The organism is Microbulbifer maximicatervae (SeqCode) (genome assembly GCF_052468295.1).
The window spans coordinates 2,708,830-2,731,791 of record NZ_CP174340.1 but is presented as its reverse complement, the minus strand read 5'-3'; the positions used below and the strand labels follow the sequence as shown (position 1 = coordinate 2,731,791).

20 protein-coding genes and 4 tRNA genes are annotated in these 22,962 nt (G+C 47.7%); 15 read left to right on the top strand and 9 right to left on the bottom strand.

The genetic code is table 11. The annotated features are described in order from the left end of the window. The first annotated feature begins 58 nt into the window (after positions 1–58). The 6 genes from ACJJIQ_RS12395 (at position 59) to csrA (ending at position 7,961) form a co-directional block, all read left to right on the top strand. Positions 59–1,252, top strand: a complete 1,194-nt coding sequence (locus ACJJIQ_RS12395) for an isochorismate synthase (RefSeq protein WP_445364763.1) — start codon at positions 59–61, stop codon at positions 1,250–1,252. Continuing rightward, entirely contained in the window at positions 1,252–2,877 is a 1,626-nt protein-coding gene (locus ACJJIQ_RS12390; protein ID WP_445364762.1) for a (2,3-dihydroxybenzoyl)adenylate synthase, read from the top strand. Before ACJJIQ_RS12395 ends, ACJJIQ_RS12390 begins: the two co-directional genes overlap by 1 nt. A gap of 13 nt (positions 2,878–2,890) precedes the next feature. Beyond that, positions 2,891–3,778 carry an isochorismatase family protein gene (locus tag ACJJIQ_RS12385; RefSeq protein ID WP_445364761.1) on the top strand — a complete coding sequence of 296 codons (888 nt, stop codon included), beginning with the start codon at positions 2,891–2,893 and terminating at the stop codon, positions 3,776–3,778. 7 nt (positions 3,779–3,785) lie between these two features. Then, positions 3,786–4,532, top strand: coding sequence for a 2,3-dihydro-2,3-dihydroxybenzoate dehydrogenase (dhbA, locus tag ACJJIQ_RS12380; protein ID WP_445364760.1), 747 nt, complete (start codon positions 3,786–3,788; stop codon positions 4,530–4,532). A gap of 415 nt (positions 4,533–4,947) precedes the next feature. Further along, entirely contained in the window at positions 4,948–6,651 is a 1,704-nt protein-coding gene (locus ACJJIQ_RS12375; protein ID WP_445364759.1) for an FG-GAP repeat protein, read from the top strand. A 1,130-nt stretch (positions 6,652–7,781) separates the two neighbouring features. Next, on the top strand, positions 7,782–7,961 hold the full coding sequence (gene csrA / locus ACJJIQ_RS12370) for a carbon storage regulator CsrA (RefSeq protein WP_445364758.1): 180 nt from the start codon (positions 7,782–7,784) through the stop codon (positions 7,959–7,961). A gap of 245 nt (positions 7,962–8,206) precedes the next feature. Here csrA and ACJJIQ_RS12365 read toward each other — a convergent pair whose 3' ends face one another. Beyond that, positions 8,207–8,587, bottom strand: a complete 381-nt coding sequence (locus ACJJIQ_RS12365; protein ID WP_445364757.1) for a hypothetical protein — start codon at positions 8,585–8,587, stop codon at positions 8,207–8,209. A gap of 100 nt (positions 8,588–8,687) precedes the next feature. Further along, positions 8,688–9,098 carry a rhodanese-like domain-containing protein gene (locus ACJJIQ_RS12360; RefSeq protein WP_445364756.1) on the bottom strand — a complete coding sequence of 137 codons (411 nt, stop codon included), beginning with the start codon at positions 9,096–9,098 and terminating at the stop codon, positions 8,688–8,690. 324 nt (positions 9,099–9,422) lie between these two features. Between ACJJIQ_RS12360 and ACJJIQ_RS12355 the strand changes: the two genes are divergently transcribed. The 6 genes from ACJJIQ_RS12355 to ACJJIQ_RS12330 all read left to right on the top strand — a co-directional run bounded on the left by ACJJIQ_RS12355 (position 9,423) and on the right by ACJJIQ_RS12330 (position 17,966). Then, the gene (locus ACJJIQ_RS12355; protein WP_445364755.1) at positions 9,423–10,421 is read left to right on the top strand and encodes a helix-turn-helix domain-containing protein; all 999 of its coding nucleotides are present in this window, start codon (positions 9,423–9,425) and stop codon (positions 10,419–10,421) included. A 121-nt stretch (positions 10,422–10,542) separates the two neighbouring features. Then, on the top strand, positions 10,543–11,550 hold the full coding sequence (locus ACJJIQ_RS12350; RefSeq protein WP_445364754.1) for a tryptophan--tRNA ligase: 1,008 nt from the start codon (positions 10,543–10,545) through the stop codon (positions 11,548–11,550). A gap of 80 nt (positions 11,551–11,630) precedes the next feature. Next, the gene (locus ACJJIQ_RS12345) at positions 11,631–13,199 is read left to right on the top strand and encodes an AbgT family transporter (protein WP_445364753.1); all 1,569 of its coding nucleotides are present in this window, start codon (positions 11,631–11,633) and stop codon (positions 13,197–13,199) included. Between the two features lie 331 nt (positions 13,200–13,530). Further along, on the top strand, positions 13,531–15,741 hold the full coding sequence (locus ACJJIQ_RS12340; RefSeq protein WP_445364752.1) for a TonB-dependent siderophore receptor: 2,211 nt from the start codon (positions 13,531–13,533) through the stop codon (positions 15,739–15,741). Between the two features lie 110 nt (positions 15,742–15,851). Continuing rightward, complete coding sequence (locus ACJJIQ_RS12335) at positions 15,852–16,430, top strand: hypothetical protein (RefSeq protein ID WP_445364751.1); 579 nt, start codon at positions 15,852–15,854, stop codon at positions 16,428–16,430. 27 nt (positions 16,431–16,457) lie between these two features. Next, positions 16,458–17,966 (top strand): PepSY-associated TM helix domain-containing protein, encoded by a 1,509-nt coding sequence (locus ACJJIQ_RS12330; RefSeq protein ID WP_445364750.1) that lies wholly within the window; start codon positions 16,458–16,460, stop codon positions 17,964–17,966. A 73-nt stretch (positions 17,967–18,039) separates the two neighbouring features. Here the strand turns inward: ACJJIQ_RS12330 and ACJJIQ_RS12325 are convergent, their stop codons facing one another. The 3 genes from ACJJIQ_RS12325 to ACJJIQ_RS12315 form a co-directional block, all read right to left on the bottom strand. Beyond that, the gene (locus tag ACJJIQ_RS12325) at positions 18,040–18,498 is read right to left on the bottom strand and encodes a GNAT family N-acetyltransferase (RefSeq protein WP_413665131.1); all 459 of its coding nucleotides are present in this window, start codon (positions 18,496–18,498) and stop codon (positions 18,040–18,042) included. A gap of 84 nt (positions 18,499–18,582) precedes the next feature. Continuing rightward, complete coding sequence (locus tag ACJJIQ_RS12320; RefSeq protein ID WP_282933481.1) at positions 18,583–19,299, bottom strand: esterase/lipase family protein; 717 nt, start codon at positions 19,297–19,299, stop codon at positions 18,583–18,585. Positions 19,300–19,358: 59 nt separating this feature from the next. Further along, a complete protein-coding gene (locus ACJJIQ_RS12315; protein ID WP_282933480.1) occupies positions 19,359–19,874 on the bottom strand; it encodes a PH domain-containing protein in 516 nt (171 codons plus the stop codon). Between the two features lie 101 nt (positions 19,875–19,975). Here ACJJIQ_RS12315 and ACJJIQ_RS12310 point away from each other — a divergent pair, with 101 nt between their 5' ends. From ACJJIQ_RS12310 to ACJJIQ_RS12300, 3 genes are all read left to right on the top strand, one after another. After that, positions 19,976–20,866 (top strand): patatin-like phospholipase family protein, encoded by an 891-nt coding sequence (locus tag ACJJIQ_RS12310; protein ID WP_445364749.1) that lies wholly within the window; start codon positions 19,976–19,978, stop codon positions 20,864–20,866. 63 nt (positions 20,867–20,929) lie between these two features. Then, positions 20,930–21,439 carry a GNAT family N-acetyltransferase gene (locus ACJJIQ_RS12305; RefSeq protein ID WP_445364748.1) on the top strand — a complete coding sequence of 170 codons (510 nt, stop codon included), beginning with the start codon at positions 20,930–20,932 and terminating at the stop codon, positions 21,437–21,439. 142 nt (positions 21,440–21,581) lie between these two features. Next, positions 21,582–22,061, top strand: a complete 480-nt coding sequence (locus ACJJIQ_RS12300; protein ID WP_444896673.1) for a GFA family protein — start codon at positions 21,582–21,584, stop codon at positions 22,059–22,061. 70 nt (positions 22,062–22,131) lie between these two features. On the opposite strand, the gene ACJJIQ_RS12295 is transcribed toward ACJJIQ_RS12300, so the two are convergent. The 4 genes from ACJJIQ_RS12295 to ACJJIQ_RS12280 form a co-directional block, all read right to left on the bottom strand. Beyond that, positions 22,132–22,208, bottom strand: a tRNA-Asp gene (locus ACJJIQ_RS12295). 48 nt (positions 22,209–22,256) lie between these two features. Then, a tRNA-Val gene (locus ACJJIQ_RS12290) sits at positions 22,257–22,332 on the bottom strand. A gap of 314 nt (positions 22,333–22,646) precedes the next feature. After that, positions 22,647–22,723 (bottom strand) — tRNA-Asp (locus ACJJIQ_RS12285). A gap of 48 nt (positions 22,724–22,771) precedes the next feature. Beyond that, positions 22,772–22,847, bottom strand: a tRNA-Val gene (locus tag ACJJIQ_RS12280). Between the last annotated feature and the right edge of the window lie 115 nt (positions 22,848–22,962).

Below are 22,962 nucleotides of genomic sequence, written 5' to 3'. Positions count from 1 at the left end.
TAGATGTGAATTATAATGATAGTCATTCTCATTTGCATATTCAATGGAGTGCCCGTTTATGCTCTTCCCGACTCAGGACATGGAATCTGGACGATTGCCCATTCCCGATTCCGCTGATTTTTTGTTCACTTCCTCTTATAGAAGCTTGCGTGGCAAGGGGGTTTTTACGGAGATCAACCAGCCGGTGATACCGGAGCCCAGTGGAGGCAGTCAGCTGTTCTATGAGTCAGTGCAGGAGGCTTTTGTCAAAGCGAAAGGGGCCGGAATCCGCAACCCTGTTATAGTTGGTGCAGTTCCTTTTGATCTCAGTCAGCAGTCCCGCTTGTTTGTTCCTGCCAAATGCGAATTTTTTGATCGCAGTGAAATGATTACGACCCTTAAAGGAAGGAGCGCATCTGTTCCCCGAGTAGAAAAGATCCAAAGTATTCCCGGTGAATGGCGCTTTAAGCAGTCGGTAGAGCAGGCGATTGCTAATTTTCAGCATAGTGATTTACGTAAAGCGGTTTTGTCCAGAGTGCTAAACGTAGAGTTATCCGAGAAAATCTCCGTTGACGAAATTCTATCTAGGTTAATTGTACAGAACCCTTCCGGTTATCATTTCCGTATCCCCATTGAGGGAGATCAGGAGTTGATCGGTTCAAGTCCTGAGTTGTTAGTACGAAAAGTAAGAAGCGAACTGATTTCAAACCCCTTGGCCGGTTCAGCTAAGCGACAAAACGATCTGGAGAAAGATAAAGCCGTAAGTGAATCGTTACTTACTTCATCAAAGGACAGCTACGAACATAAATTGGTCATTGATGAAATTCGTCAAGTGCTCACACCGTTTTGTAGCTCACTGGATATCCCGGCTGCCCCTGCACTTATCAGCACCCCAGCTATGTGGCATTTGTCGACCCTCATCCATGGCCAGCTAAAAAAACCTGAAATTTCTGCTTTGGAGCTTGCTTGTCAGCTGCATCCAACACCTGCCGTATGTGGCTTCCCAACAAAAGATGCCCGTAATTTAATCCGCTTGGTGGAGTCTTTCGAAAGGGGCGTCTTCACTGGAATGGTGGGGTGGTGTGACGCTGAAGGTAATGGTGAGTGGGTAGTTACTATTCGTTGCGGCACGGTTAATGGCAATCATATTCAATTATTTGCTGGGGCCGGCATTGTGGAGGACTCTTGTCCTGAATCGGAATGGCAGGAAACCGGCGCGAAGTTGGGCACAATGCTCAATGCTCTGGGAATTAAACAGCAGGAAGCGCTTTAATGAGTATTGAATTTACGCCCTGGCCAGAATCGGAGGCCCGCCGTTATCGGGATCTTGGATATTGGGAGGACAAGCCGCTAACGGATATCTTAAGAGTGTCTTGTGAAAGGGATGCTAAAGCCACAGCAATTATTTGTGGTGGTCGACATTTCTCATATGCCCAATTAGATCAGCTTTCCAATAACCTGGCCCACTCCCTGAAATCAAAAGGGGTTAAACCTTACGATACTGCCTTGGTCCAGCTACCGAATATTGCTGAATTTTATATTGTATTCTTTGGGCTGTTAAAAGCAGGTGTCGTTCCGGTCAATGCGCTGTACAGTCATCAGCGCTTGGAACTGTTGGCTTATGCTGATCAGCTTCACCCTTCTCTTATTATCGCCTCGGCTTCTCATGCGTTATTTTCTGATGTTGCTTTTATAGATGAGCTAAAGCAGCAAACTCCCTCCGTAAATCATATATTGTTGTGGGGAAAGGATAGCTCTGCCGATTCACTTGATGCCAGTATAAATACAACGGAACCTAATGGGGAATTAGAGCCAACTCCTCCTGGAGAAGTTGCTTTTTTTCAGCTTTCGGGCGGCAGTACCGGTACACCGAAGCTTATTCCCCGCACCCATAATGACTATTTATACAGCGTGCGTAGAAGTGCAGAGATATGCGATCTGAGCCCTCAGACCCGGTTTTTATGCGCACTTCCCGCTGGACATAACTTTTCATTAAGCTCACCAGGTGCTCTTGGGGTATTTGATAGCGGCGGCACCGTAATAACAACTTCTGATCCAGAGCCACTAAATTGTTTTGCCCTGATAGCAAAGCACGGAGTTAATATGGTGGCACTGGTACCTCCGGCGGTTTCACTTTGGCTTAAAGCTGCCCCGCAGCACAGTGAAAAGTTGACCACGCTTTCTTTAATACAGGTGGGTGGAGCAAATTTTGCTGAAAGTGTCGCTCGCAGAGTGCCGGAAGAGCTAGGATGCCAACTGCAACAAGTATTTGGTATGGCTGAGGGTTTGGTTAACTATACCCGCTTGGATGATGATGATGCTTTGGCTTTTTGCACCCAGGGATGCCCCATGTGTCCTGATGATGAAGTCCGGGTCATTGACGAGAACGGAGATGCGGTGCCTGCCGGAGAGACCGGTATGCTGGTTACTCGAGGTCCTTACACAATACGCGGTTACTACAACAGCCCGGAGCATAACAAAAATACTTTCGATAGTGAGGGTTTTTATCGTACCGGGGATTTGGTGCAGCGCGATGACTGTGGATATTTAAAAGTAGTGGGTCGGCAAAAGGATCAAATCAATCGCGGTGGAGAAAAGATAGCGGCTGAAGAGATAGAAAGTCTTTTGTTACGTCACGCATCCATTGCTCAGGCGGCCTTGGTAGCAATGCCGGATGATTTACTGGGTGAGAAAAGTTGTGCTTTTTTAGTGTCAAGTGATGATAGCTTGGGCCCTGTAACTCTGAGAAAGTACTTGCGAGAGCTCGGGGTAGCTCAATTCAAGCTGCCAGATAAATTTAAATTTGTGCAGACTTTGCCGCTTACTCCGGTAGGAAAAATAGACAAGAAAATTTTGCGCAAAGAACTGCTTGAAAGTATAGCCGCTCCAAAGATTTAAGGTCTTAATATTTATGTCAATTCCATCACTGGATAACTATAGTCTACCCACGATTGATTCTCTCCCCCAAAATAAGGTGGGCTGGAAGATTGCCCCCTCCAGAAGTGCTTTGCTTATTCATGATATGCAGGAGTATTTCGTCCGCTTTTTTGGTGAAGGAAGCGAGTTGGTCCGCAATATAGAAAACAATATTGTTGCGTTGCGGGTTTGGGCTAAAAAGCATCAGGTACCGGTAATTTATACGGCTCAACCCACTGAGCAAAGCGATAAAGATCGCGCATTGCTAAACGATATGTGGGGGCCAGGACTTACCAAAGCTGACCCCAGCTTACAAAAAGTAGTGCCTGTTTTGGCGCCAGATGAAGATGATATTGTATTGGTTAAGTGGCGATATAGTGCTTTTTACCGAGCTGAGCTTCAGGAAATTCTTGCGGAGAAAGGAAGGGATCAACTCCTGATATGCGGTATATATGCGCATATCGGCTGTTTAACCACAGCATTGGATGCTTTTATGCGAGATGTTCAGCCATTCATGGTGGCTGATGCTGTTGGTGATTTCTCTGAAGAAGAGCATCTTATGGCACTTAAATATGTAGCTAATCGTTGCGGAAGTGTTATTGCAACAGATGATGTCGTATCTCTCGGGGTTTCATCAAAGGATAAGTTAACCTGGTCTTTTCTGAAGGAGCAATTGCTGGAGCTAATTGATGAAGAGCCTGACCAATTTGATGCAGATGAAAATCTTATTGATTATGGGCTGGACTCGGCCCAGTTAATGGGCTTGATTACTGATTGGCAAAAGCTCGGAGTGCAAATGACCTTCGAAGAGCTGGCTGTTGCCCCCTCACTCAATGGGTGGTGGAAGCTGATACAGGGTAAATATCCTGAATTAAAAAAGTAGTGGGCATATGAATTTTTCAGGGAAAAGGGTTTGGGTTACTGGTGCCGGACGAGGAATTGGGGCAACCATAGCGGATTTGTTTTGTGAACATGGTGCTGCTGTATTTGGTTTCGATATTAGATTTCCAGAGGCTGAGTATGGATATGAGACTGTCCCTTTGGATCTTTCAAATTCGGATCAGATTGCTCAGGTTTGTAAGGGGTTACTTACTGACAACCTGGGCCCGGATATTCTAGTTAATGCAGCGGGTATCCTACGGATTGGAGGTATATCCGAACTGACACTTTCCGATTGGCGTGATTGCTTATCAGTAAATGTGACAGGCCCCTTTAGTTTGATAAGAGAGCTGGCGCTCCATTTCAAAAATCAGGGTAAAGGGGCTATTGTAAATGTAGCCTCTAATGCAGCCCATGTTCCAAGACTGGGGATGACGGCATACTGCGCATCAAAATCCGCCCTGGTTGGGCTGAGCCATTGCGTAGCTCTTGAGCTAGCAGAATATGGCGTCCGTTGTAATTTAGTTTCACCAGGATCTACAGATACTGAGATGTTGCGTGAACTGTGGGGAAGTGAAGGCAATGAAGCTGCTATTGTTGCCGGTAATCCAGAAGGGTATAAGCTGGGTATCCCCTTAAAAAAAATCGCGAGCACTTCTGATATAGCAAATACTGTCATGTTTTTGGCCTCGGATATGGCTGCGCATATCACCATGCAAGATATTGTTGTTGATGGTGGGGCAACTTTAGGAGGCTAAATTTGCCTTTTTCTCTCCTGCAAATTTTGATTTGCGTTGATAAGAGGGGTAGTACACAAAAAATCACCCCCTCAATCGCTTTTTGTGTGTACATTAAAGTATCTGTTGTGGGTAGAAAGGTGGGCTTACTTTTAAGTCTCTATTTAATTTTCTTTGGTTGTTTACTTACTTTTTTGATGTGTCTTTTTTTGCTGCATTTTTGCCTTAATTTAATGTTATGATGATGTAGAATTCAGAGGTGTATTTTGCGTAAAAAATAGTGCTTTAAAGTTGGTGCGGTATTAATGTCTGCAACCATTGCCTTGTTTTTTTAATCCCCTTCGACCCTCACTTTATCCTGTTTCTGGTTTTTCTTTTCCCTTAAGCTTGGTAGAGTTGCGCACGATTCAAGTCATACTCTTTGGGGAAGGATGTTGTGAAATTTAAAAGCAGTTCAGTAGTCGTTGCATGTGGTGTGATCTTGAGCGCTTGTGGGGGCGGCTCATCTGGTGGGGGTAGTGGCGGAGGTTCCTTGATCTCAGAAGCGGCGAATCCCTATCTATATTTCAATTCAGCAAAAGTGTTCACTTTTGAATGGTCGGATGTTGAAGGGGCCACCTATTATCAACTTCTTGAGAACAAAGATGGGCAATCTGGCTATGAAGTGGTTAGTGATAAAATTTCTGCAGGTTCTGAAGTCGTAGAAATTAAGGTGCCTCTATTCGAGCGATTAAACGCTCGCTATATACTGCAAAGCTGTGATGATACAACTTGCCTGGATTCAAATGAAATATCGATTGATGAGGAAGTTGTCGATAGTATTGGTTATTTCAAGGCTGGTAATGCCGAAGCCGGTGACCAGTTTGGTTGGTCCGTTGCGATAAGTGATGACGGCTCTACCATAGCTGTTGGTGCGACTGGCGAAGATAGTAATGAGTTAAATGAATTTAATAATGCAGCTAGCGGGTCAGGGGCTGTATATATTTTTGATTATGGTGAAGATGGTTGGGTTTACCGAGCCGTTTTAAAAGCCTTAGAAGTTGAAAGTGGAGCTGCATTTGGATCTGCAGTGAGCCTTAGTGGCGATGGGAATACTTTGGCTGTTGGTGCCTATAAAGAAAATGGTGAGGATGATAACTTTTCGGCTGGCGCAGTTCATATATTCACCCGTGAGGATTTAGAGTGGACTCACAGCGCTAAACTAAGAGCAGATAATCATGGCCACTATGATTTTTTTGGGCGGGCGTTGAGTCTAAGTGGTAATGGAGCAACCTTGGCAGTAGCAGCCCCATCTGAAGATAGTAATGCTACCGGTATCAATAGTGGCCCAGATAATGACGAAGCTCTGGATTCTGGTGCAGTTTATATCTTCCAGTACTCTGGGGTTGAGTGGGGGCAAGAAGCTTACTTGAAGGCAAGTGATAGTAATTCAAATCTGGACTTCGGTTCATCCCTTAGCTTGAGTGATGATGGTTCCATTCTGGCGGTTGGTGCTATTGGTGGACATGGTGGCAGGGGAGCAACTTATATCTTCTCCAATAATGGAGGCTGGGCTCAGCAACAGCTACTTACTGCAGATAGCGCAAGAGTGGGCGATCGTTTTGGTTGGGATGTTAGTTTTAGTAGCGACGGCAACCTGCTCGCTGTGGGCGCCCCACTTCAAGCAGGTGCTTCAGAGGACCCTGATGATCGCGATGGCTTCAATAATGGCGCTGTCTATCTATTTTCATACGAAAAAGATTCTTGGTACCAAAGTGCCTACCTTAAAGCGAGTAACACCGATGAAGATGATGCTTTTGGTACGTCTATTAGCCTGAACAATGATGGCTCACTACTTGCGGTAGGTGCTCAGGAGAGTAGTGCTGGTATAGGTTTCTATGCTGATAGCAATGACAACTCGGCATCTAGGGCGGGTGCGGCCTATATGTATTCGATGGTTGATGGGCAGTGGATTGAGAGCACTTACCTGAAAGCTAATAACACCGATGAGCGTGACTACTTTGGAACTTCAATCGCGTTAAGTGGCGATGGTGATACCCTGGTAGTGGGCGCTCCAGAAGAGCAGGGCTCGGGTACTGGGATTATGGCTGATCCAGATTTAAATGATGCGGATGCTGCGGGAGCTATTTATATCTACTAGTTAGACGATATCTTTCTCAATCTCTAGGAATATTTCTATATCAGTTGGACCCATATTCGTGGGTCCAACCATGCTTTACCAACCTGTCTTCTGTAAGGTGAGACCTCAATTTCTTTCCTTTATTTCTCTCTCTGAATTTTACTGTTGGTACGATCGAGAGATTAGGGCTAAATTTTTTTAGCCCTATACTTTGAATATTCTATTTACTTTGCATATCTAGCAAGCAATGGTAGGTGATTGGATTTTCTTTTTGCTAGTTAATGATTAACTTCTTTCTTGGTTGTCCAAGGTTAGGGTTTTTCGTTTTGGTGTTGGGTATCTTGATTTCAAGTATTATTAAACTAGGGTGAATTTGAAATAGATGATTTTAGCTACCCCCAATTGATTGCGAGCATATCCAATCATTATCGCTCACACGGTTATAAATTAGAGTGCCTGCACGATCACTAGCCCAAAACACACTATGTGCTGTTTGTGAAGCTGGTTTAATGGGAATTTGAACTCAATTCAGAAAACTCTTCCCTGCTACGGTAATGAGAGCTTATTTCTTCAAGCTTTTAAAAAGTCAGAGGGAGGATCCCAGTCTAAATAGCAGCTGCTGATTGTAATCTGAGGTTTTCCAGTCTAGAAATATAGGCACAAAAATGATCTTATTGGAATTTATTAAGTTTGTTTTAATGTCAAAGCTGCGTAGAATCGGTAGATATTTTTAGTGTTTTGATCGTAATTGAGTGAGCCGGTTAAAGAGGCTTTACAGGCTTGAAAGCCCAGAGAGAATCGAGAACTTTCTAAAAGACCCATTCCCTTATAGGAGAACGGTAGCGTGACATAAGAGTAAGTAAAAGGCGCTAACCCAAGGTGCTACCAACACCTGGGGTCAGCTAACCAAGTTGATAATCTGACTATCAAAATGGCTATATGGATAATACGCTAGAAACCCGCTCGTATTCAATAAAGTGGAGTACATTCAGCAGTTTGGGACCAATTCCCAAGCTCTGGAAGTCTAGCGCCCGCCTTTTCCTCTTCTGTGTCTACTGTCCTCGCGCACCACCCCATATTTCCTCCAAACGTTGAATCACAAGTTCCCCATCCCGGAAGTGCCCAAATTTTGATTATTGAAGGAAATGAGTATGTTGATTTTAAAGCGACGGACAGGTGAATATCTAAGAATTGGAGCAAATGTCTCAGTCACAGTGCTGGAGGTAAAAGGTAATCAAGTTAAGATAGGCATAAGCGCACCAAGGTCACTGCCTATCCTTCGTGAAGAAGTCTATGTGAGGATCAAAAAGAAGCAGAAATTGGAGGCTTGAATATGTCGTAAGGGGGACAATTCTGGGGGGGCAGGCGATTAAGAAGCTAGACTCCAAGCATATAGTTTTAGCCTTTGGCTTGCAGGCGATATACGCACTCCTCTTTGCTGCCAAAGGGCTCTTTTGAATATCAAAGCTAGTTAGGTGGCGGAAGGGCTAATTGTTTTTTGCCTGGTGAGTTTTAGAATTCTCCATCTGTTTTATATTACAAGTTGAACTTGCAATCCTTGCTAAAAAGCCAGTTTTTATTTATGCCCCTTTGAAGATACCTTCCATCTTATATCCGTACAGTGATATTTCCGAGCTTCTTTCGAAATTGCACTCAATAGGGCTTGGGTAATCTCTTCTTTTCGGTTTGTATCACAATCCCCGATATATAGCTCACTGATAATAGCCCAGGCTGCTGAGCTTTCATTTTCTGGAATAATATTAAAGCTGATATACCCCTCAAGGTTGTGGTCTTGTTCCACAACCAGCACTTGATGCTCTTTCCTCTGAAACAACCTATTTTGCAATTCAAGTTGGGTAATATGGAAAGAGTCAGTTGAATTATTATGCCTGGCTAAGCAGCGCATCATATTGTAGAGATAAAAACAGTCGGTGGGATGGGCGTGGCGAACAAACATGTCAGTACCATTTAATCAGTGTTTCTTTGAATCGGCGTTTGATAGCTTGGCACATCCTTATGCCAAGCTATGTCATCCTGTAAGAGGCTAACAATAGGAATTAAATCGATTTTGTTGTTTCTTGGGTGAGGGTAAATCCTTCATCTAGCCATCCGGTGATGCCGCCGATCATTTTCTTGACCGGCCTGTTAAGTGTGGCCAGCCTGATAGCTGCTTTTTCTGTCGCATTACAGTGTGGGCCTGCACAATAGACGACAAATAAAGTATCTGAAGGGTATTCGCTCAGCCTGTCTTTATTGATACGGCTGTATGGTAGGGATTCGGCTGTTTGTATATGTCCATTTTTATAAGCCTCTTCACCTCGCACATCTAGAAGTACGAAATCCTTGCGATTTTGGCTGACTGCGTGGTGTACATCCCAGCAGTCTGTTTCAAAAGATAGGAGGTTTTGGAAGTGGTTTAGCGCATCTTGACTGTTGGCAGCGGGTACTCTACTTACGGCTGAACTCATAAATTACTCCCGGTGATTTTTCGGTGGTTCGTCAGGTTTTCAAGTGGTGATAGTGTCCCTTTTTGGTTGCTCCCGGGCGATCTACCTCTGAGCCAGATAGCATTAATTTTGCGCCAATTCTGCGTGCAAACTTGTGGGTCGGTTTTGGCTAGTGGGGTGCGGCTTTACTTATTTGAGGATGATGGTGATTTACCGATTAAATTATGCTTCAAAGGTTGAGGGTTTTATTCCCAGCATTGCTTTCAATAACTGCTCAACTGGGTATGCTGGGTTGGATTTATTCGTTAACCTAATTTAATTAACTGCTGAGGGTTAGGGGTACCTATGTCGACGTTGGCACAAAAGCCTAATAAGAGCCAGAAAGTGGCTGTTCTCGCCCACCGGCAGGTCTCACTCTTCGAACTCGGTTGCGCTACCGAACTCTTTTGCTTACCCCGACCTGAACTTAGCGAGCTCTACACCGGTGAAATTGTGACTTTCGCTGAGGAAAACCCTCTTGCGACCGGCGGTCTGGCTCTGGCTTGTCGGCGGGTAGAGAGTTTGATGGATTATGATTTGCTGGTGATTCCCTGTTGGTCGACCAATGCACAATCACAAGATGCTTACTTGGAGCGGGTACATAGGGCAGTGGCTGAGTTTGCCGCTGCCGGCCGCCAGATTCTTACTTTTTGCTCCGGTGCTTTTCTGCCTGCGGAATTGGGGCTGTTTGATGGTCGGCAGGCAACTACCCACTGGTTGTTTGCGGATCGTTTTCGTGAGCGCTTTCCTGCGGTGGAGTATGTGGGAGATGTTCTCTACGTGTGGGAGGACGCGCTGGCTTGCGCTGCGGGTAGTAGTGCGGCCATCGATCTGGGCATTGAGTTTTTGCGGCGCAACCACGGTTATGAATTGGCCAATTCGGTGGCTCGGCGGTTGGTGATGGCACCCCATAGGCAGGGTGGTCAGGCTCAATATGTGGAGATGCCCGTTGCCAAACGGCCGGATCACTTCTCCGCCGCGCTGGATTGGGCGATAGGCAACTTGGATGGCGCAATTAAAATTGATGATTTGGCGCAGCGCGCCCATTTATCCCGCCGTAGCTTTGACCGAAAGTTTCGCCAGTCGATGGGAATTGCTCCCAAGGAGTGGCTGATCCAGCAGCGCTTGCGGGCGGCGCAGAAGGCGCTGGAGTCCGGTAAGGAGTCTGTAGACAGAGCAGCCCAACTGGCTGGCTTTGAGAGTAGCGCGACCTTGCGTCACCATTTCCGTCGGGCGTTTGGGATTTCGCCCAGTGAATATCAGCGCCAATTCCAGGGTTCCGCCAAAGTGGCGATTGAGGCTTAACGTTGGCCGCGTGTTGGTACAGCTATGGGGAGTCGGTACCTTTGGTTGATACACCCCTGGGCACTAAAGGGGTATGATTCGGTCTCTATTGCCTGATGACAGTACAGACTACGAAGGAATTATGACGAAACAGCGCGTATTAACCGGTATTACAACAACCGGTACTCCACACCTGGGGAACTATGTGGGTGCAATCCGCCCGGCGATTGCCGCGAGTCAGGATGAAAACAACCAATCGTTCTACTTTCTGGCCGATTACCACGCACTGATTAAGTGCCAGGACCCGGCACAGGTCCATCAGTCCACCCTGGAGATTGCTGCAACCTGGCTGGCCTTGGGCCTGAATACCGACAATGTGGTGTTCTACCGTCAGTCCGACGTCCATGAGATTCCTGAACTAACCTGGCTGCTCACCTGCATGACAGGCAAGGGCCTGATGAACCGTGCCCACGCTTATAAAGCAGCGGTAGATGCCAACCGCGCCGATGGCGAAGATTCCGATTTTGGCGTCACCATGGGGCTGTATAGCTACCCGATCCTGATGGCCGCGGACATCCTGATGTTCAACGCCAATAAGGTGCCGGTGGGTAAAGACCAGGTACAGCATATTGAAATGGCGCGGGATATTGCCCAGCGCTTCAACCACCACTACGGTGAGCACTTCGCTTTACCAGAAGCGGTAGTTGATGACCACGTAGCTGTATTGCAGGGCCTAGATGGCCGCAAAATGAGTAAGAGTTACGGCAATACTATTCCGCTGTTCCTTCCTGAGAAGAAGCTGAAAAAGCACATTAATAAGATCAAAACTAACCTGCTGGAGCCGGGTGAGCCAAAAGACCCGGATACTTCCACTGTGTTCCAGGTTTGGCAGGCATTTGCCAGCGAAGAACAGGCAGCAGAAATGCGCAAAGCTTTTGAAGAGGGCATCGCCTGGGGTGAGGCCAAGAAGCAGTTGTTTGAGCTTGTGAACGGCCAGATTGGTGAAGCTCGCGAGCGCTACAATGAGCTGCTGGCCAACCCGGAACAAATTGAAACGGAGCTGGAAAAGGGGGCTATTAAGGCTCGCGCTTACTCTGCGCCCTTTATCGAGAAGTTGCGTCACGCGGTTGGTATTCGCAAGATAGGTTAGAGCTTTTCCTGAAAAAGCAGGAGGCCATGGAGTATCGGCCTCCTTTTTAATAAAAAATAATAAATGTACAGGGTGCAAACATGGAAAACGTTCAGGCAAATCCTGATGCCGGCAATAGTGCCGATAATAAAAATGGCTGGATTAATCGAGCGCTCAATTTTATTGAGGTTGTCGGTAATAAATTACCCGATCCCGCTGTTCTGTTTTTGATCTTGATGGTGGGAATCTGGGTACTCTCCTGGCTTCTCTCCGGTGTTAACTTCGAAGCCTTACACCCCGCTACCGGCGAGGCGATACAGGTAACCAACCTGCTTTCCAGTAGTGAAATGGCCCGCTTCCTATCTGGTATGGTAACTACCTTTACCAGTTTTGCGCCCCTGGGGGTGGTGTTGGTAGCCATGCTGGGGGTCGGTGTGGCTGAGCAGAGTGGCTTTATCAATGCGGTATTGAAAAAGCTGCTGGCGGTAACGCCGCAGATGCTGCTGACACCTATGTTGATTTTGGTGGCCATCGTCAGCCATACAGCCGTAGATGCAGGTTATGTATTGGTAATTCCTCTTGGAGGGGTGATCTTCTATGCGGCAGGGCGCCACCCTTTAGCGGGTATCGCTGCGGCATTTGCCGGAGTTTCAGGCGGCTTCTCTGCCAACTTTGTTCCTTCAGCGATTGATCCCTTACTGCAAGGCTTTACCCAGACAGCGGCACAAATCGCCAACCCGGAAATGCAGGTGAACCCCCTTAATAACTGGTTCTTCACTTCGGCATCTTGCCTGCTGGTGACCCTGTTGGGGTGGTGGTTGACGGATAAGGTCATCGAGCCCCGCCTCAAGAATGTAGAGGTGGATGGCGATGACGCGGATATGCCAGTAATGCAGGAACTGGGCGCCCGCGAGAAAAAAGCCATGTACCTGGCGGTAACTGTGATGGTGGCGGGTATCGTCGGGCTTGTGGCCTGGATGCTGCCAGAGACCTCAGCCTTGCGCGATGCAGAAGGGGAATTAGCCTCCTTCACCGCGCCAATTATGAAGTCGATTGTACCGCTGATCTTCCTGCTGTTTGTGATTCCCGGTGTGGTATTTGGCTATGCGGCCGGGACCTTCCGCCAGAGTAAGGATGTTATTGATGCGATGTCCAAAACCATGGGCTCCATGGCTTATTACATCGTGATGGCTTTTTTCTGTGCGTTGTTTATCTCTGAGTTTGCCCGCTCCGGTTTGGGCACGCTGCTTTCGGTAGAGGGTGGGAGCTTGCTCGCAGCGATGGAGCTGCCGGGCCCGATTACCCTGATGGGCATTATTGTACTGGTAGCCTTTATCAACTTATTTGTGGGATCTGCCTCTGCCAAGTGGGCGTTGCTGTCCCCGATCTTTGTGCCTATGTTGATGCAGATCGGATTCTCCCCTGATCTCACCCAGGCGGCTTACCGGGTAGGTGATTCCTCCACCAATATTATTACCCCGCTGATGCCTTACTTCCCCTTGGTGGTTGTGTACTGCCAGCGCTACGTGAAGGGAACGGGTATTGGGACACTTGTATCTATTATGTTGCCGTATTCCATTGTGTTCCTGATTTGCTGGTCACTGTTCCTGGTGGCTTACTGGACACTGGGAATGCCTTTGGGAGTGCAGGCTAGTTATACCTACCCCTAAGGGTGCAAGGTGCTTTAAGGTCAATTGATCGAATGACACCCTAAATGGATGGGTGGTGGCTTGCGAGCTGCCACCCAACCCCCTCTCTGCCCAAGCCTTTCAGTCCTTCCCGATAGCTTAAATAACTTGGTACGACCGTACGCTTTTGGCGTGGCTAAACCGCCTTTTCATGCTGTTTTTTTGTCATTAACTGCCGCTAGGACATTTTTAATAAAAAAATGTTCCAATAATGTTGTAGATGATAACGATTCCTATTAGGATTCGCGACCAGTTACTTGTATCACAGTCTAAGTGTGATTCACATAAATTCAGTTGGCATTGAGGGACCTTCATGAGTACCGCTCGAACAAAAAGTATGCAAAAAGCTTCTCCTGTAATTTCTGGAATCAGTCGCTCTGTATTGGCGTTGGCTATTGCTGCGGGCGGTTCTTCTGTGGCGTTTGCTGCAGAAGATAAAAATGAAGGAATTGAAGAGGTTAGTGTTATCGGAGATCTGAACCTGGATCGTCAGACCTCCATTGGTAAACTGGATATTCCGGTCGATGAGACCCCCTTTTCTATCTCCTTACGTGATAAAGAATTCTTCGACACAACTGGCTCTAAGTCGATTCAAGATACTCTCCAGTACACCGCAGGTGTAAATGGCGGTACTTACGGAGTTGACTCCCGTGGGGATTGGTCAACCATTCGTGCAGTTGAGCCGGTTATGTTTGTTGACGGCTTGCAATCTATCTTTGGTAGTTACACCAGCTCCCGGGCTAATCTCTATGCATATGAAAGGGTAGAAATCCTTAAAGGTCCGTCTTCAGTTCTTTACGGTCAGGGCTCTACGGGTGGCATCGTTAACTTGGTTTCAAAGCGTCCCAAGAGTGAATTTGGTGGCGAATTGATGGTCCAGGGTGGTGACTATAATCGGAAAGTAATTGCGGGGGACGTTACTGGTGCTTTCGATGCTGATGGAGAATGGCTGTATCGCGTAGTTGGCTATGCGCGTGATGCCGACGCGCAAGTGGATCATGTGGAGGATAATAGCACCCTATTTATGCCTTCAGTTTCTTGGCGTCCAAGTGCCGACACAGAAGTTACCTTTTTGGCAAGTTATCAAAAAGATGAAACCGGCACTACAGCTGCATTCTTGCCCTGGGGCGGTACGCGTATTGATAACGTAAATGGTGATATACCTACTGATACCTTCCTGAGTGAGCCAGGTTGGGATAAGTATGATACTGAGCAAACAGCTTATAGCATTTGGGTCGATCACCGGTTTGACGAGAGCTGGGGTATTAATGCTGGTCTTCGCTATTCTGAGGGCGAAGTTGATTACAATTCAATGTATGCGGATTTCGATCTTACACAACGCTTAAATAAAGATATAAGTGATATTTCTCGTACTGCTTATATGAAGGATGCAACTAGTGACTTGCTAATTTTTGATTTGCGAGTTTCTGGAGAGGTTTCTACTGGTTTACTCGAGCACAATCTCTCGTTTGGCTTAGATAGCCAAGATGCGGAGATCAATGAGGATAAAATTTATGCAGTTGGCGCTGGTGGGAGCATCAATATCTTCGACCCCGTATACGGTTACGTTCCGGAAGGGATTGAGCCTTACGATTATCCAAAAACTAGCACTGAGCAGCTAGGGTTCTATATTCAGGATCAAGTTTCCCTGGGTAACTTCATTGTCAATGCTGGCCTTCGTAAGGACATTACCAAGTCTCGGACAGAAGGAGAAAATGCAGATAGTGAAGACGCTACTACCATGAGGCTCGGTGTGATGTACGCCTTTGATAGTGGCATTTCTCCTTATGTTAGCTATTCGGAGTCCTTTGAACCTGTGGCTGGTACGGATTCGTCAGGTCGTGCATTCCGCCCAGTTGAAGGCGAGCAGATTGAAGCTGGGATTAAATTTCAGCCCGAAGGAACTAACTTGCTAGTTACGGCTTCCGCATATGAAATTAAGCAGAAAAATTTCCTAACTTATGACCTGAGCTCTGCTGGCTCAGGTGAAGCCACTCAGCTCGGTGGAGTTGAAATTGATGGATTAGAGCTTGAAGCTAGTGGAAAGTGGGGTAACTTAACCCTGATTGCAAACTACAGTACTACGAACTCTGAAATAACAGAAAGTACAGCTTACTATGAGGTTGGTACTGAACTTGAGGCTGTGCCAGAAGAGCAGTTTTCTTTCTGGGGGAACTATGACTTTGGTGATTGGGTTCCCGGCTTGAGTGTTGGTTTGGGTGCACGATATGTTGGGGAGAGTTATGCGGGAATGGATAAAACACGGGAGATCGTGTTATCACAGTTCACTGGTGTTCCCGCTTACTACGCGTACTATGATGCGCTGCTGGCAGAGTTCCCGACCGATAATCCTTCATATACTCTGTATGATGCGACTATTGGCTACACGCTGGATAGCTGGAAGTTTCAGGTCAATGTGAAGAACTTGACTGATGAAGTGCACACGACCTCATGCCTGAGTCGCGGTGACTGTTTCTACGGTGAGCGTCGTTACGTCACTGCAGAAGCACGCTACATTTTTTAAGTTAGTGTAGACTGGGAGCCTGTCCGCAGGGGGAGTCTGTGGGCGGGCTCCCTTTTTTACGTTTAAGCAACCAGACGAGAGGCGAGTCTCTCGCTGTTATGGTTATGCCAATGTCTTTTTATATGATTGCAGGAATCTCCAGTGCCTTTGCTCTGGCCGGGATTCTGCTCCTTTATTCCGCCTGGTCCCGCAGAGGGGCAGAGCCCGTGCGCCGTTGGGGTGGTTGGGGAGCCATGGTGTTGTCGGCTTTTGGGTGGAGTTCAATTGTTGGGGTGGAATATGGAATCAGTATTGCCACTTTAATTGTGATGCTCGGAGTCTTTGCTTTATTGGCTCTTAAGGGTGACTGGCCCAGTGGCCCTAGGCCCGTTGAAAAACAGCGCTCGGGAACACCCGAAACGCAAGCCCTGCTTCCATTGTGGTTGCGGGGCTTCTTGCGTTTTATGGCTGCCTTTCTTTTGCCCGCGGCCAGCGGTTTGATCGCCGGTTTGCTTTTCTTTGGTTTTACCGGGTTTTCTGAAACTGTCCGCTTGGTCGGCGGAGCCTTCCTGTCGGTGATAATCTGGACCCTGGCGATGGTTTGGTGCTGTGCCGATAAAAAGCTTCTGCGCCCTTCGGCTGCCATGTTGGCTTTCTCGGTGGTCAGCGGCTTGTTACTGACCTTTGCGCTTCCCGCTTCGGCAGCATAGATCAACGGACTTGAGTAGGAATTTAACGTGAAATTTTCCTTTAAACCGACCCCTGGCTTTGTCCGTGATATGACCGATGGACACTCAGTTCTCGGCCTGGCGGTATCCACTCTTTTATATATTGTTTGCGTCAGCGGAACACTGGCGGTTTTTTACAATGAGTTCGAACGCTGGGAGCAGGCCTCCGAGTTGGAGAACCTCAATGTTGAAGCCTCTGTGTATCGGACTGCTACCGAAAATGCTATTGCGTTAGCTAAGCAGGAAAAAGAGGATCTCGATTCAATTACCTTCACCATACCCAATCAGGATAAGCCCAGATTGATGGTTGAAGTTGGCGATATGGAGCGATATGTCGCTGAAGATGGTTCCCTGTTGGGCAAGGTGGAGCATGAGTGGACCCACTTCCTGGCTTACTTGCACTACGCGCTCAACCTTCCCGTTGGTTATGGGGTCATCCTGGTTGGTTTGATCGGGATGGTGATGTCCGCTCTGATCGTCTCCGGTTTGCTGGCCCACCCCAAAATTATTAAAGACGCTTTCTCTTTCCGTCTTTCTGGCTCTAAGCGTCTTCAACAAGTGGATTTGCACAATCGCCTGGGGGTTTGGGCCTCTCCCTTTCATCTTGCCATAGCCATTACTGGGGCTTTTATCGGATTGTCCCAGGTAGCCGCTTTTGCAATTGCCGGCGTATTCTTTGAGGGTGATACGGAAAAGGTAGAGCACATGCTTTACGCGGATCATCCGGTGATGGAGGAAAACGCCCCTGAAGTTGATTATCCGGATTATGCTGCAATTCTGGCAACAATGGATCGTATTGCACCGGAAGAAGAGCGCACTCGTTTAGAAGTGGCATTTCCTGGACGTGAAGGCCAGGTTGTTGAGGTGTGGACCCGAGTTCCAGAGCGGTTGGTCTGGGGTGAGCGTTACCACTTTAATCCCGATGGCAGCCTGATTGAAAAAGAAGGTTGGTCTGAGGGAGATGCGGCTAAGCAGGTTTACCTTTCTACGTACCGTTTACACTTTGGCCACTTTTCCGGTTTCCCAGTGAAAATTGCTTACTTCCTGCTGGGGGTGGGGATGTGTTTGCTGGTGGTATCCGGCATCAATATCTGGTTTGTTCGCAAGCGTCAGCGCGGCAATCCCGCCGTACGTTTGGAGCGAGTCTGGATGGCTCAGGTATGGGGTGTACCATTTGCGATTGCTCTGAGTGCGGTGACTTATCTGGCGTTTAAGCTAAATGCTGCGCAGGTGTTCTGGCTGGTGACCTTGGCGTTAAGCGTTGCGGCTGCCTTCATGGGGACAGTGGCCAAGTGGTCTATGTCTCTGCGTATTGCCACAATTATCGCCTGCGTCGGGGCAGTTGTAGTGCACGTTGCTCAGTTTGGTGAGGATTCCTTTGTGAGAGCATCACTGGTCGTTAATGTTGTGTGGTTGCTAATTGCTGCTGGAATCGCGGCCTCTTGCCTATATAGCAGGGCGCGTCAGTCGGATAGTGAGACTGTATCTGCCGGTGCCAATCCACTGGGTAGCAACTAGATTTTTTTGGGGGGGCTCGCAGTGCCTCTGCAGGGCCCCAAAACTTCCATCGGACCTATAAGATCCCTTTCAATTACTTGGCAGGGCGTAACATCTCGATATGCGGGATGCCGTCTTCCTGGTACGGCTCAGACACCTGCTCAAAACCAAACTCCCCGTAAAATCTATCCAAATGTTGTTGAGCTGAAATGCGAATACCAGTGTTGGGGTATTCTTCGCATGTGTGCATTACGGCTCGGCGAATCAGCTCCTTGCCCAGGCCTGTTCCGCGACTGGCTTCTGCGGTTAACACTCTTCCTATCGAGGGTTCCCGGTATTTAAGGCCTGGGAAAACAACTCTCAGGTAGGCCATAACCTGCGGGTTATTTTCGTCTCCCTCCCAGCAGATCAGGTGCCAGGAGTGTTGGTCTTTGCCATCGGCATCCTGATAGGGGCAATCTTGTTCTACCGTAAAAACTTCCTGCCTTACTCGCAAAACTTCGTAAAGTTGACTGAGCGTAAGCTCTTTAAAGCTGCACCATTGCCACTGCATAAAGGTAAATTCCAAATTATTGTCACTAATTTTGTAATGTGATTGGAGTTAAAAGGTATAGATTATTTATAAGATCGATTAATTTTAATTGGATGCCTGATTGCCGGCTCTATGAAAGAATCCATGCTTGAGATAATGGATAACTTGAGAGATAACTTTTTTATCTTTCATCATAAACACATGGGTCACTGGCATTTGCAGATGATCATTCATGCCATCCAGTTTTGTGCTGGATACGGAGACTTTACCATCATCGGCTTCTGGGATAAGGCGGGATAGAATCAGGTTGATGCTGCGAGTACCGGCAATAATACCTACATCAAAATCTGCACTACCGAGCTTGTTGGGGACGCTCATCTCACCAGTACCCAGCTGTAGCCCAGCATCGCCAAACATAAATTTGAAGCCGGGGAATGTTCCCAGTTTATCAACTACTTCGCTGCCTTTATTGGGTGGGCCCAACATGACAACGCGATTCAGGTTTTTGATTTCAGCTGAATGTAGATATTGCCTTACCAGAATGCCGCCCATGGAGTGAGTGACAAAATTGATCTCTTGCGCGTTACCGCACTCCTCGACAGCAGGCGCTATGGCCATGCTGGCCAAGGTTTCAATGGAGTGCTTGGTCGAAGGGTAATCAATATTGACCGTTTGGAAATCTTCGGCATCTATGGCCTTTGCCAGTTTCTCCATTGAGCTATCTGATTTGGCTAGTCCATGCAATAAAATCACACAAGCGGAGTGAGCACTTGCTGATAGCAGCGTAAATGCGGCGGCAATTATAAAAGCGAATTTTTTCATCGGCTTGAACTTCCTGTCGACTTCTTGTGCCTATTCGTGTGGCGTTGTTGTCGGAGCAATTAATTTGGATTGGGTTGAAGTTGGCAGTGTTGGCGGAGAATGTCCGCTGCCCGCTCCGGTTTATCGGGGGTGATCACGATAGTTTGTGTAGCCAGACGCAGTACGACAGATTTTTGCTGATCGGTAGCAAATGCACGATAGCGCCCCAATTTTTGGTTTTGAAACAGGCCTATATAGCCAAATAAGCCGGAGTTGCCAAAGATGCGGACTGATCCTTGCATGGCGGTTGAGTCGGGGAATGCTTCAGATAGCCCCTCCAAGGAGATGGTGGTTTTCCAGCCCGGGCGCAATATCAAGAGGTTGCCATTTTTGATGGCGTAACCACGGATGGCAAAGAAAGCGCTGAGAGCCAGTATTGCAGGCGGAAGTGCTATGGCAATGCTATAGAGGGTAGATGGAGCAGCTGGTGCTCTCGATGCCAGAAAGAGCGGCAGTCCCAGTAGGAGTAATGTGCATATGGCACTGATAATTTGGAGCTGGCGGCTCCACGGCGCTTTAAACGCGATTGTTGGCATACTTGGTTTAACTCAACGGATTACCTGAATGCCTCAATCATAGTGCTATTGGAATCTGCTTGGCAAAGGTAGAGATGGTTTGGTTTTAACGGTTGCTCGCTATGGAAGACTGTATTTTGATTAACGAGAATTCCCAGTCAGCCCTTGTGGTCGAAGGGGGTGCTATGCGGGGGATTTTCGCTGCAGGCGTATTGGATGCATTTTTGGAGGCGGGCTATCGGCCATTTGATTTTGCGATCGGTGTATCCGCAGGCTCCACCAACTTGATTGGTTATCTGGCGGGAAATCATGGGCGAAGTCGGCAAATACTAATGGACCATGCCCGGCGGGCAGACTTCATCGACTGGCGCCGCTATCTCCGAGGCGGTCATTTTTGTGATATTGGCTGGTTGTGGCATGCGTCATATCAGGATATTCCGCTCAGTGTTGATAGTTATGTTGAGAATGGAATACCGCTTTATGCCGTGACTACCAGTATCAACACGGGGGAGGCTAGATACCTGAAAGTAACTCCGGAAAACATGCACCAGGTTTTCCCGGCTTCTTGTGCCATTCCGGTTGCTTACCGGGGGTTTCCTGAAGTGGATGGGGAGCCTATGACCGATGGTGGCCTGGCTGATTCGATACCGATTATTCAGGCCTATCAGCAGGGGGCCAGAAATATAACCGTTATTCTTTCGCGCCCTCTGGGGTATCGGAAAATTAAGGGGCCTGCTCCAAAGTTTATCAAACAGTTTTTCCGTGATCATGCCCGGCTATTTGAGGCCGTGCTGGAGAGGGGGGAGAAATATAATCGGGCTCTGGAGTTTATCGAGGTGCCTCCAGAGGGGTGCCAGGTTTCGGTTATTGCGCCTCCAGACAATTTCCCGGTTAAGCGCTTTACTCAAGAAGCAGAGTTGCTCGAGGAAGGTTATGAGAGCGGCAGGGCCCGGGGTTGGGAATTTCTTCGTGAGCTTCCCGGTCAGCGGGACTCTTTGCCGTCAATTGAATAGTAGCGCCAGTATAAAGGGGTTGATTGAGCTTAATCAGAATGTGAATGGTGAGGTAGTCGACTGGTGGAAATACGTTTGCTCGGAGTGACAGATGCGCCCGCCATATCAGCTTTTTATTTATCTAATGAAGAGCACCTGAAGCGCTGGGAGCCCATCCGCGAGCCCGGTTTTCACAGTTCCGGGTCCTGGATTCGACGCATAAGCTCTGGAGGAATTTTAAAGTTTGCTGCATTAGAGTCCGGGTGTGATCAGTTACTGGGCGTTTGCTCCTTGACGAATATCATCCGAGGCCCATTTCAGGCCTGTAATATGGGATATGCAGTTGACCAGTCCCACGAGGGGCGGGGCTTAATGAGGAGCTTGTGTCGTCATGTCGTTGATTATGCTTTTGACACCTTAAATTTGAATAGGGTGATGGCTAACTATATGCCTGGTAACGATAGGTCGGCAGCTCTGCTGGAGGCGTTGGGCTTCGTTGTCGAGGGTAGGGCGGCAAAATACCTGAAGATCAATGGATGTTGGGAGGATCATATCCTCACGGCGAAGCTAAACCCCAGATCCTTGGATATTTAATGATGTTCGTTGAATGAGACGCCAAATGGCATTTACTTCACTGTGTGTCTATAGGAGTCTTGGGTAGGACTGAGATATTGTTGCTAACCTATTGCGATTTCATGGACGACTTCGAATAACAGTTTTGCGGAAGGAGAAAGGGATGAATGGGAAGTGCCTATGCGGTGGGGTTGAGTTCCAGCTGGAAGAGCCAATTCCAAACCTTTACCAATGCCATTGCTCGCTCTGCCGCAAATTGAGTGGTTCCGCCTCGGATACGGCCATGTTTATTAGCCGGGATCAGTTTCGCTGGGTGCGGGGCTTAGACAGAATCTCTTCATTCCGGACTCCTACGGGCTATCGATCTGACTTTTGCAGTGGATGCGGAAGTACAGTTCCGCACTTAATGAGTAACACAACGCACTTCTGGGTGCCTGCTGGACTGCTGGAGGGGGATATCGATGGGAAAGTCGTGGCCCATCTTTGCACTGAATCCAAAGCATCCTGGGATGAAATTTCTGGTGAAGCGGAGTGCTTTAACGAAATGCCGGAGCTGGAGCGATTGATGCATCTATTGCATGGCGGCGAAGAAGCAGTGGATGGGGAATGGGAGGAGAGCCAGGCGGCTTCAGCTGAAGTTTAAAAAACCAAACTCTTTTCTAATTAGCGCATACAAAAAAGCCCCACTCTTGCGAGCAGGGCTTTTTTGTATATGGCGGACCGGACGGGACTCGAACCCGCGACCTCCGGCGTGACAGGCCGGCATTCTAACCAACTGAACTACCGGTCCGCATTCCTGCTTCTCTTGGTTGCTCTTGCCGGGCAAGAGTAAGAGAAGTGGTGGGTGGTACAGGGGTCGAACCTGTGACCTACGGCTTGTAAGGCCGTCGCTCTCCCAACTGAGCTAACCACCCCGTGTCAGGAGCTGCGTATCATAATGATTTTTTTACTTAGGTCAACAACTTAGGGAAGTTTTTCTAAAAAAGTTTGCGTCTGGCTTTAAGTGTGAGAAGCGGGTGTGTATTTGAAGAAATTGCTGCTCGTGTATTGGCAATATTTGGTAATAAAACAGGGTGCTACTTTCATTGCCCCGGTTTTCTATTAATTTTGTTAGTCGGTCTGCACAGTTTGTGGTGGGGAGTGGGGAGGTGGTTGTGTATTGAAAAGTGGTTTTGAATTTTTCATATACAAAAAAGCCCCGCTCTTGCGAGCAGGGCTTTTTTGTATATGGCGGACCGGACGGGACTCGAACCCGCGACCTCCGGCGTGACAGGCCGGCATTCTAACCAACTGAACTACCGGTCCGCATTCCTGCTTCTCTTGGTTGCTCTTGCCGGGCAAGAGTAAGAGAAGTGGTGGGTGGTACAGGGGTCGAACCTGTGACCTACGGCTTGTAAGGCCGTCGCTCTCCCAACTGAGCTAACCACCCCGTGTCAGGAGCTGCGTATCTTAATGATATTTTTTTTGCGGTCAATAATTTTGTTGGGAGATTTTTAAAAATTTTTTTAAGAATAAAAAACATCCAAAAATTGTTTAAAAATTAA

What these genes read in the sequence shown, in the direction of transcription:
- ACJJIQ_RS12395 (WP_445364763.1), top strand. Translation starts at nt 59, where the DNA reads ATGCTCTTCCCGACTCAGGACATGGAATCTGGACGATTGCCCATTCCC.
- ACJJIQ_RS12390 (WP_445364762.1), top strand. Translation starts at nt 1,252, where the DNA reads ATGAGTATTGAATTTACGCCCTGGCCAGAATCGGAGGCCCGCCGTTAT.
- ACJJIQ_RS12385 (WP_445364761.1), top strand. Translation starts at nt 2,891, where the DNA reads ATGTCAATTCCATCACTGGATAACTATAGTCTACCCACGATTGATTCT.
- dhbA (WP_445364760.1), top strand. Translation starts at nt 3,786, where the DNA reads ATGAATTTTTCAGGGAAAAGGGTTTGGGTTACTGGTGCCGGACGAGGA.
- csrA (WP_445364758.1), top strand. Translation starts at nt 7,782, where the DNA reads ATGTTGATTTTAAAGCGACGGACAGGTGAATATCTAAGAATTGGAGCA.
- ACJJIQ_RS12365 (WP_445364757.1), bottom strand. Translation starts at nt 8,587, where the DNA reads ATGTTTGTTCGCCACGCCCATCCCACCGACTGTTTTTATCTCTACAAT.
- ACJJIQ_RS12360 (WP_445364756.1), bottom strand. Translation starts at nt 9,098, where the DNA reads ATGAGTTCAGCCGTAAGTAGAGTACCCGCTGCCAACAGTCAAGATGCG.
- ACJJIQ_RS12355 (WP_445364755.1), top strand. Translation starts at nt 9,423, where the DNA reads ATGTCGACGTTGGCACAAAAGCCTAATAAGAGCCAGAAAGTGGCTGTT.
- ACJJIQ_RS12350 (WP_445364754.1), top strand. Translation starts at nt 10,543, where the DNA reads ATGACGAAACAGCGCGTATTAACCGGTATTACAACAACCGGTACTCCA.
- ACJJIQ_RS12345 (WP_445364753.1), top strand. Translation starts at nt 11,631, where the DNA reads ATGGAAAACGTTCAGGCAAATCCTGATGCCGGCAATAGTGCCGATAAT.
- ACJJIQ_RS12340 (WP_445364752.1), top strand. Translation starts at nt 13,531, where the DNA reads ATGAGTACCGCTCGAACAAAAAGTATGCAAAAAGCTTCTCCTGTAATT.
- ACJJIQ_RS12335 (WP_445364751.1), top strand. Translation starts at nt 15,852, where the DNA reads ATGTCTTTTTATATGATTGCAGGAATCTCCAGTGCCTTTGCTCTGGCC.
- ACJJIQ_RS12325 (WP_413665131.1), bottom strand. Translation starts at nt 18,498, where the DNA reads ATGCAGTGGCAATGGTGCAGCTTTAAAGAGCTTACGCTCAGTCAACTT.
- ACJJIQ_RS12320 (WP_282933481.1), bottom strand. Translation starts at nt 19,299, where the DNA reads ATGAAAAAATTCGCTTTTATAATTGCCGCCGCATTTACGCTGCTATCA.
- ACJJIQ_RS12315 (WP_282933480.1), bottom strand. Translation starts at nt 19,874, where the DNA reads ATGCCAACAATCGCGTTTAAAGCGCCGTGGAGCCGCCAGCTCCAAATT.
- ACJJIQ_RS12310 (WP_445364749.1), top strand. Translation starts at nt 19,976, where the DNA reads ATGGAAGACTGTATTTTGATTAACGAGAATTCCCAGTCAGCCCTTGTG.
- ACJJIQ_RS12300 (WP_444896673.1), top strand. Translation starts at nt 21,582, where the DNA reads ATGAATGGGAAGTGCCTATGCGGTGGGGTTGAGTTCCAGCTGGAAGAG.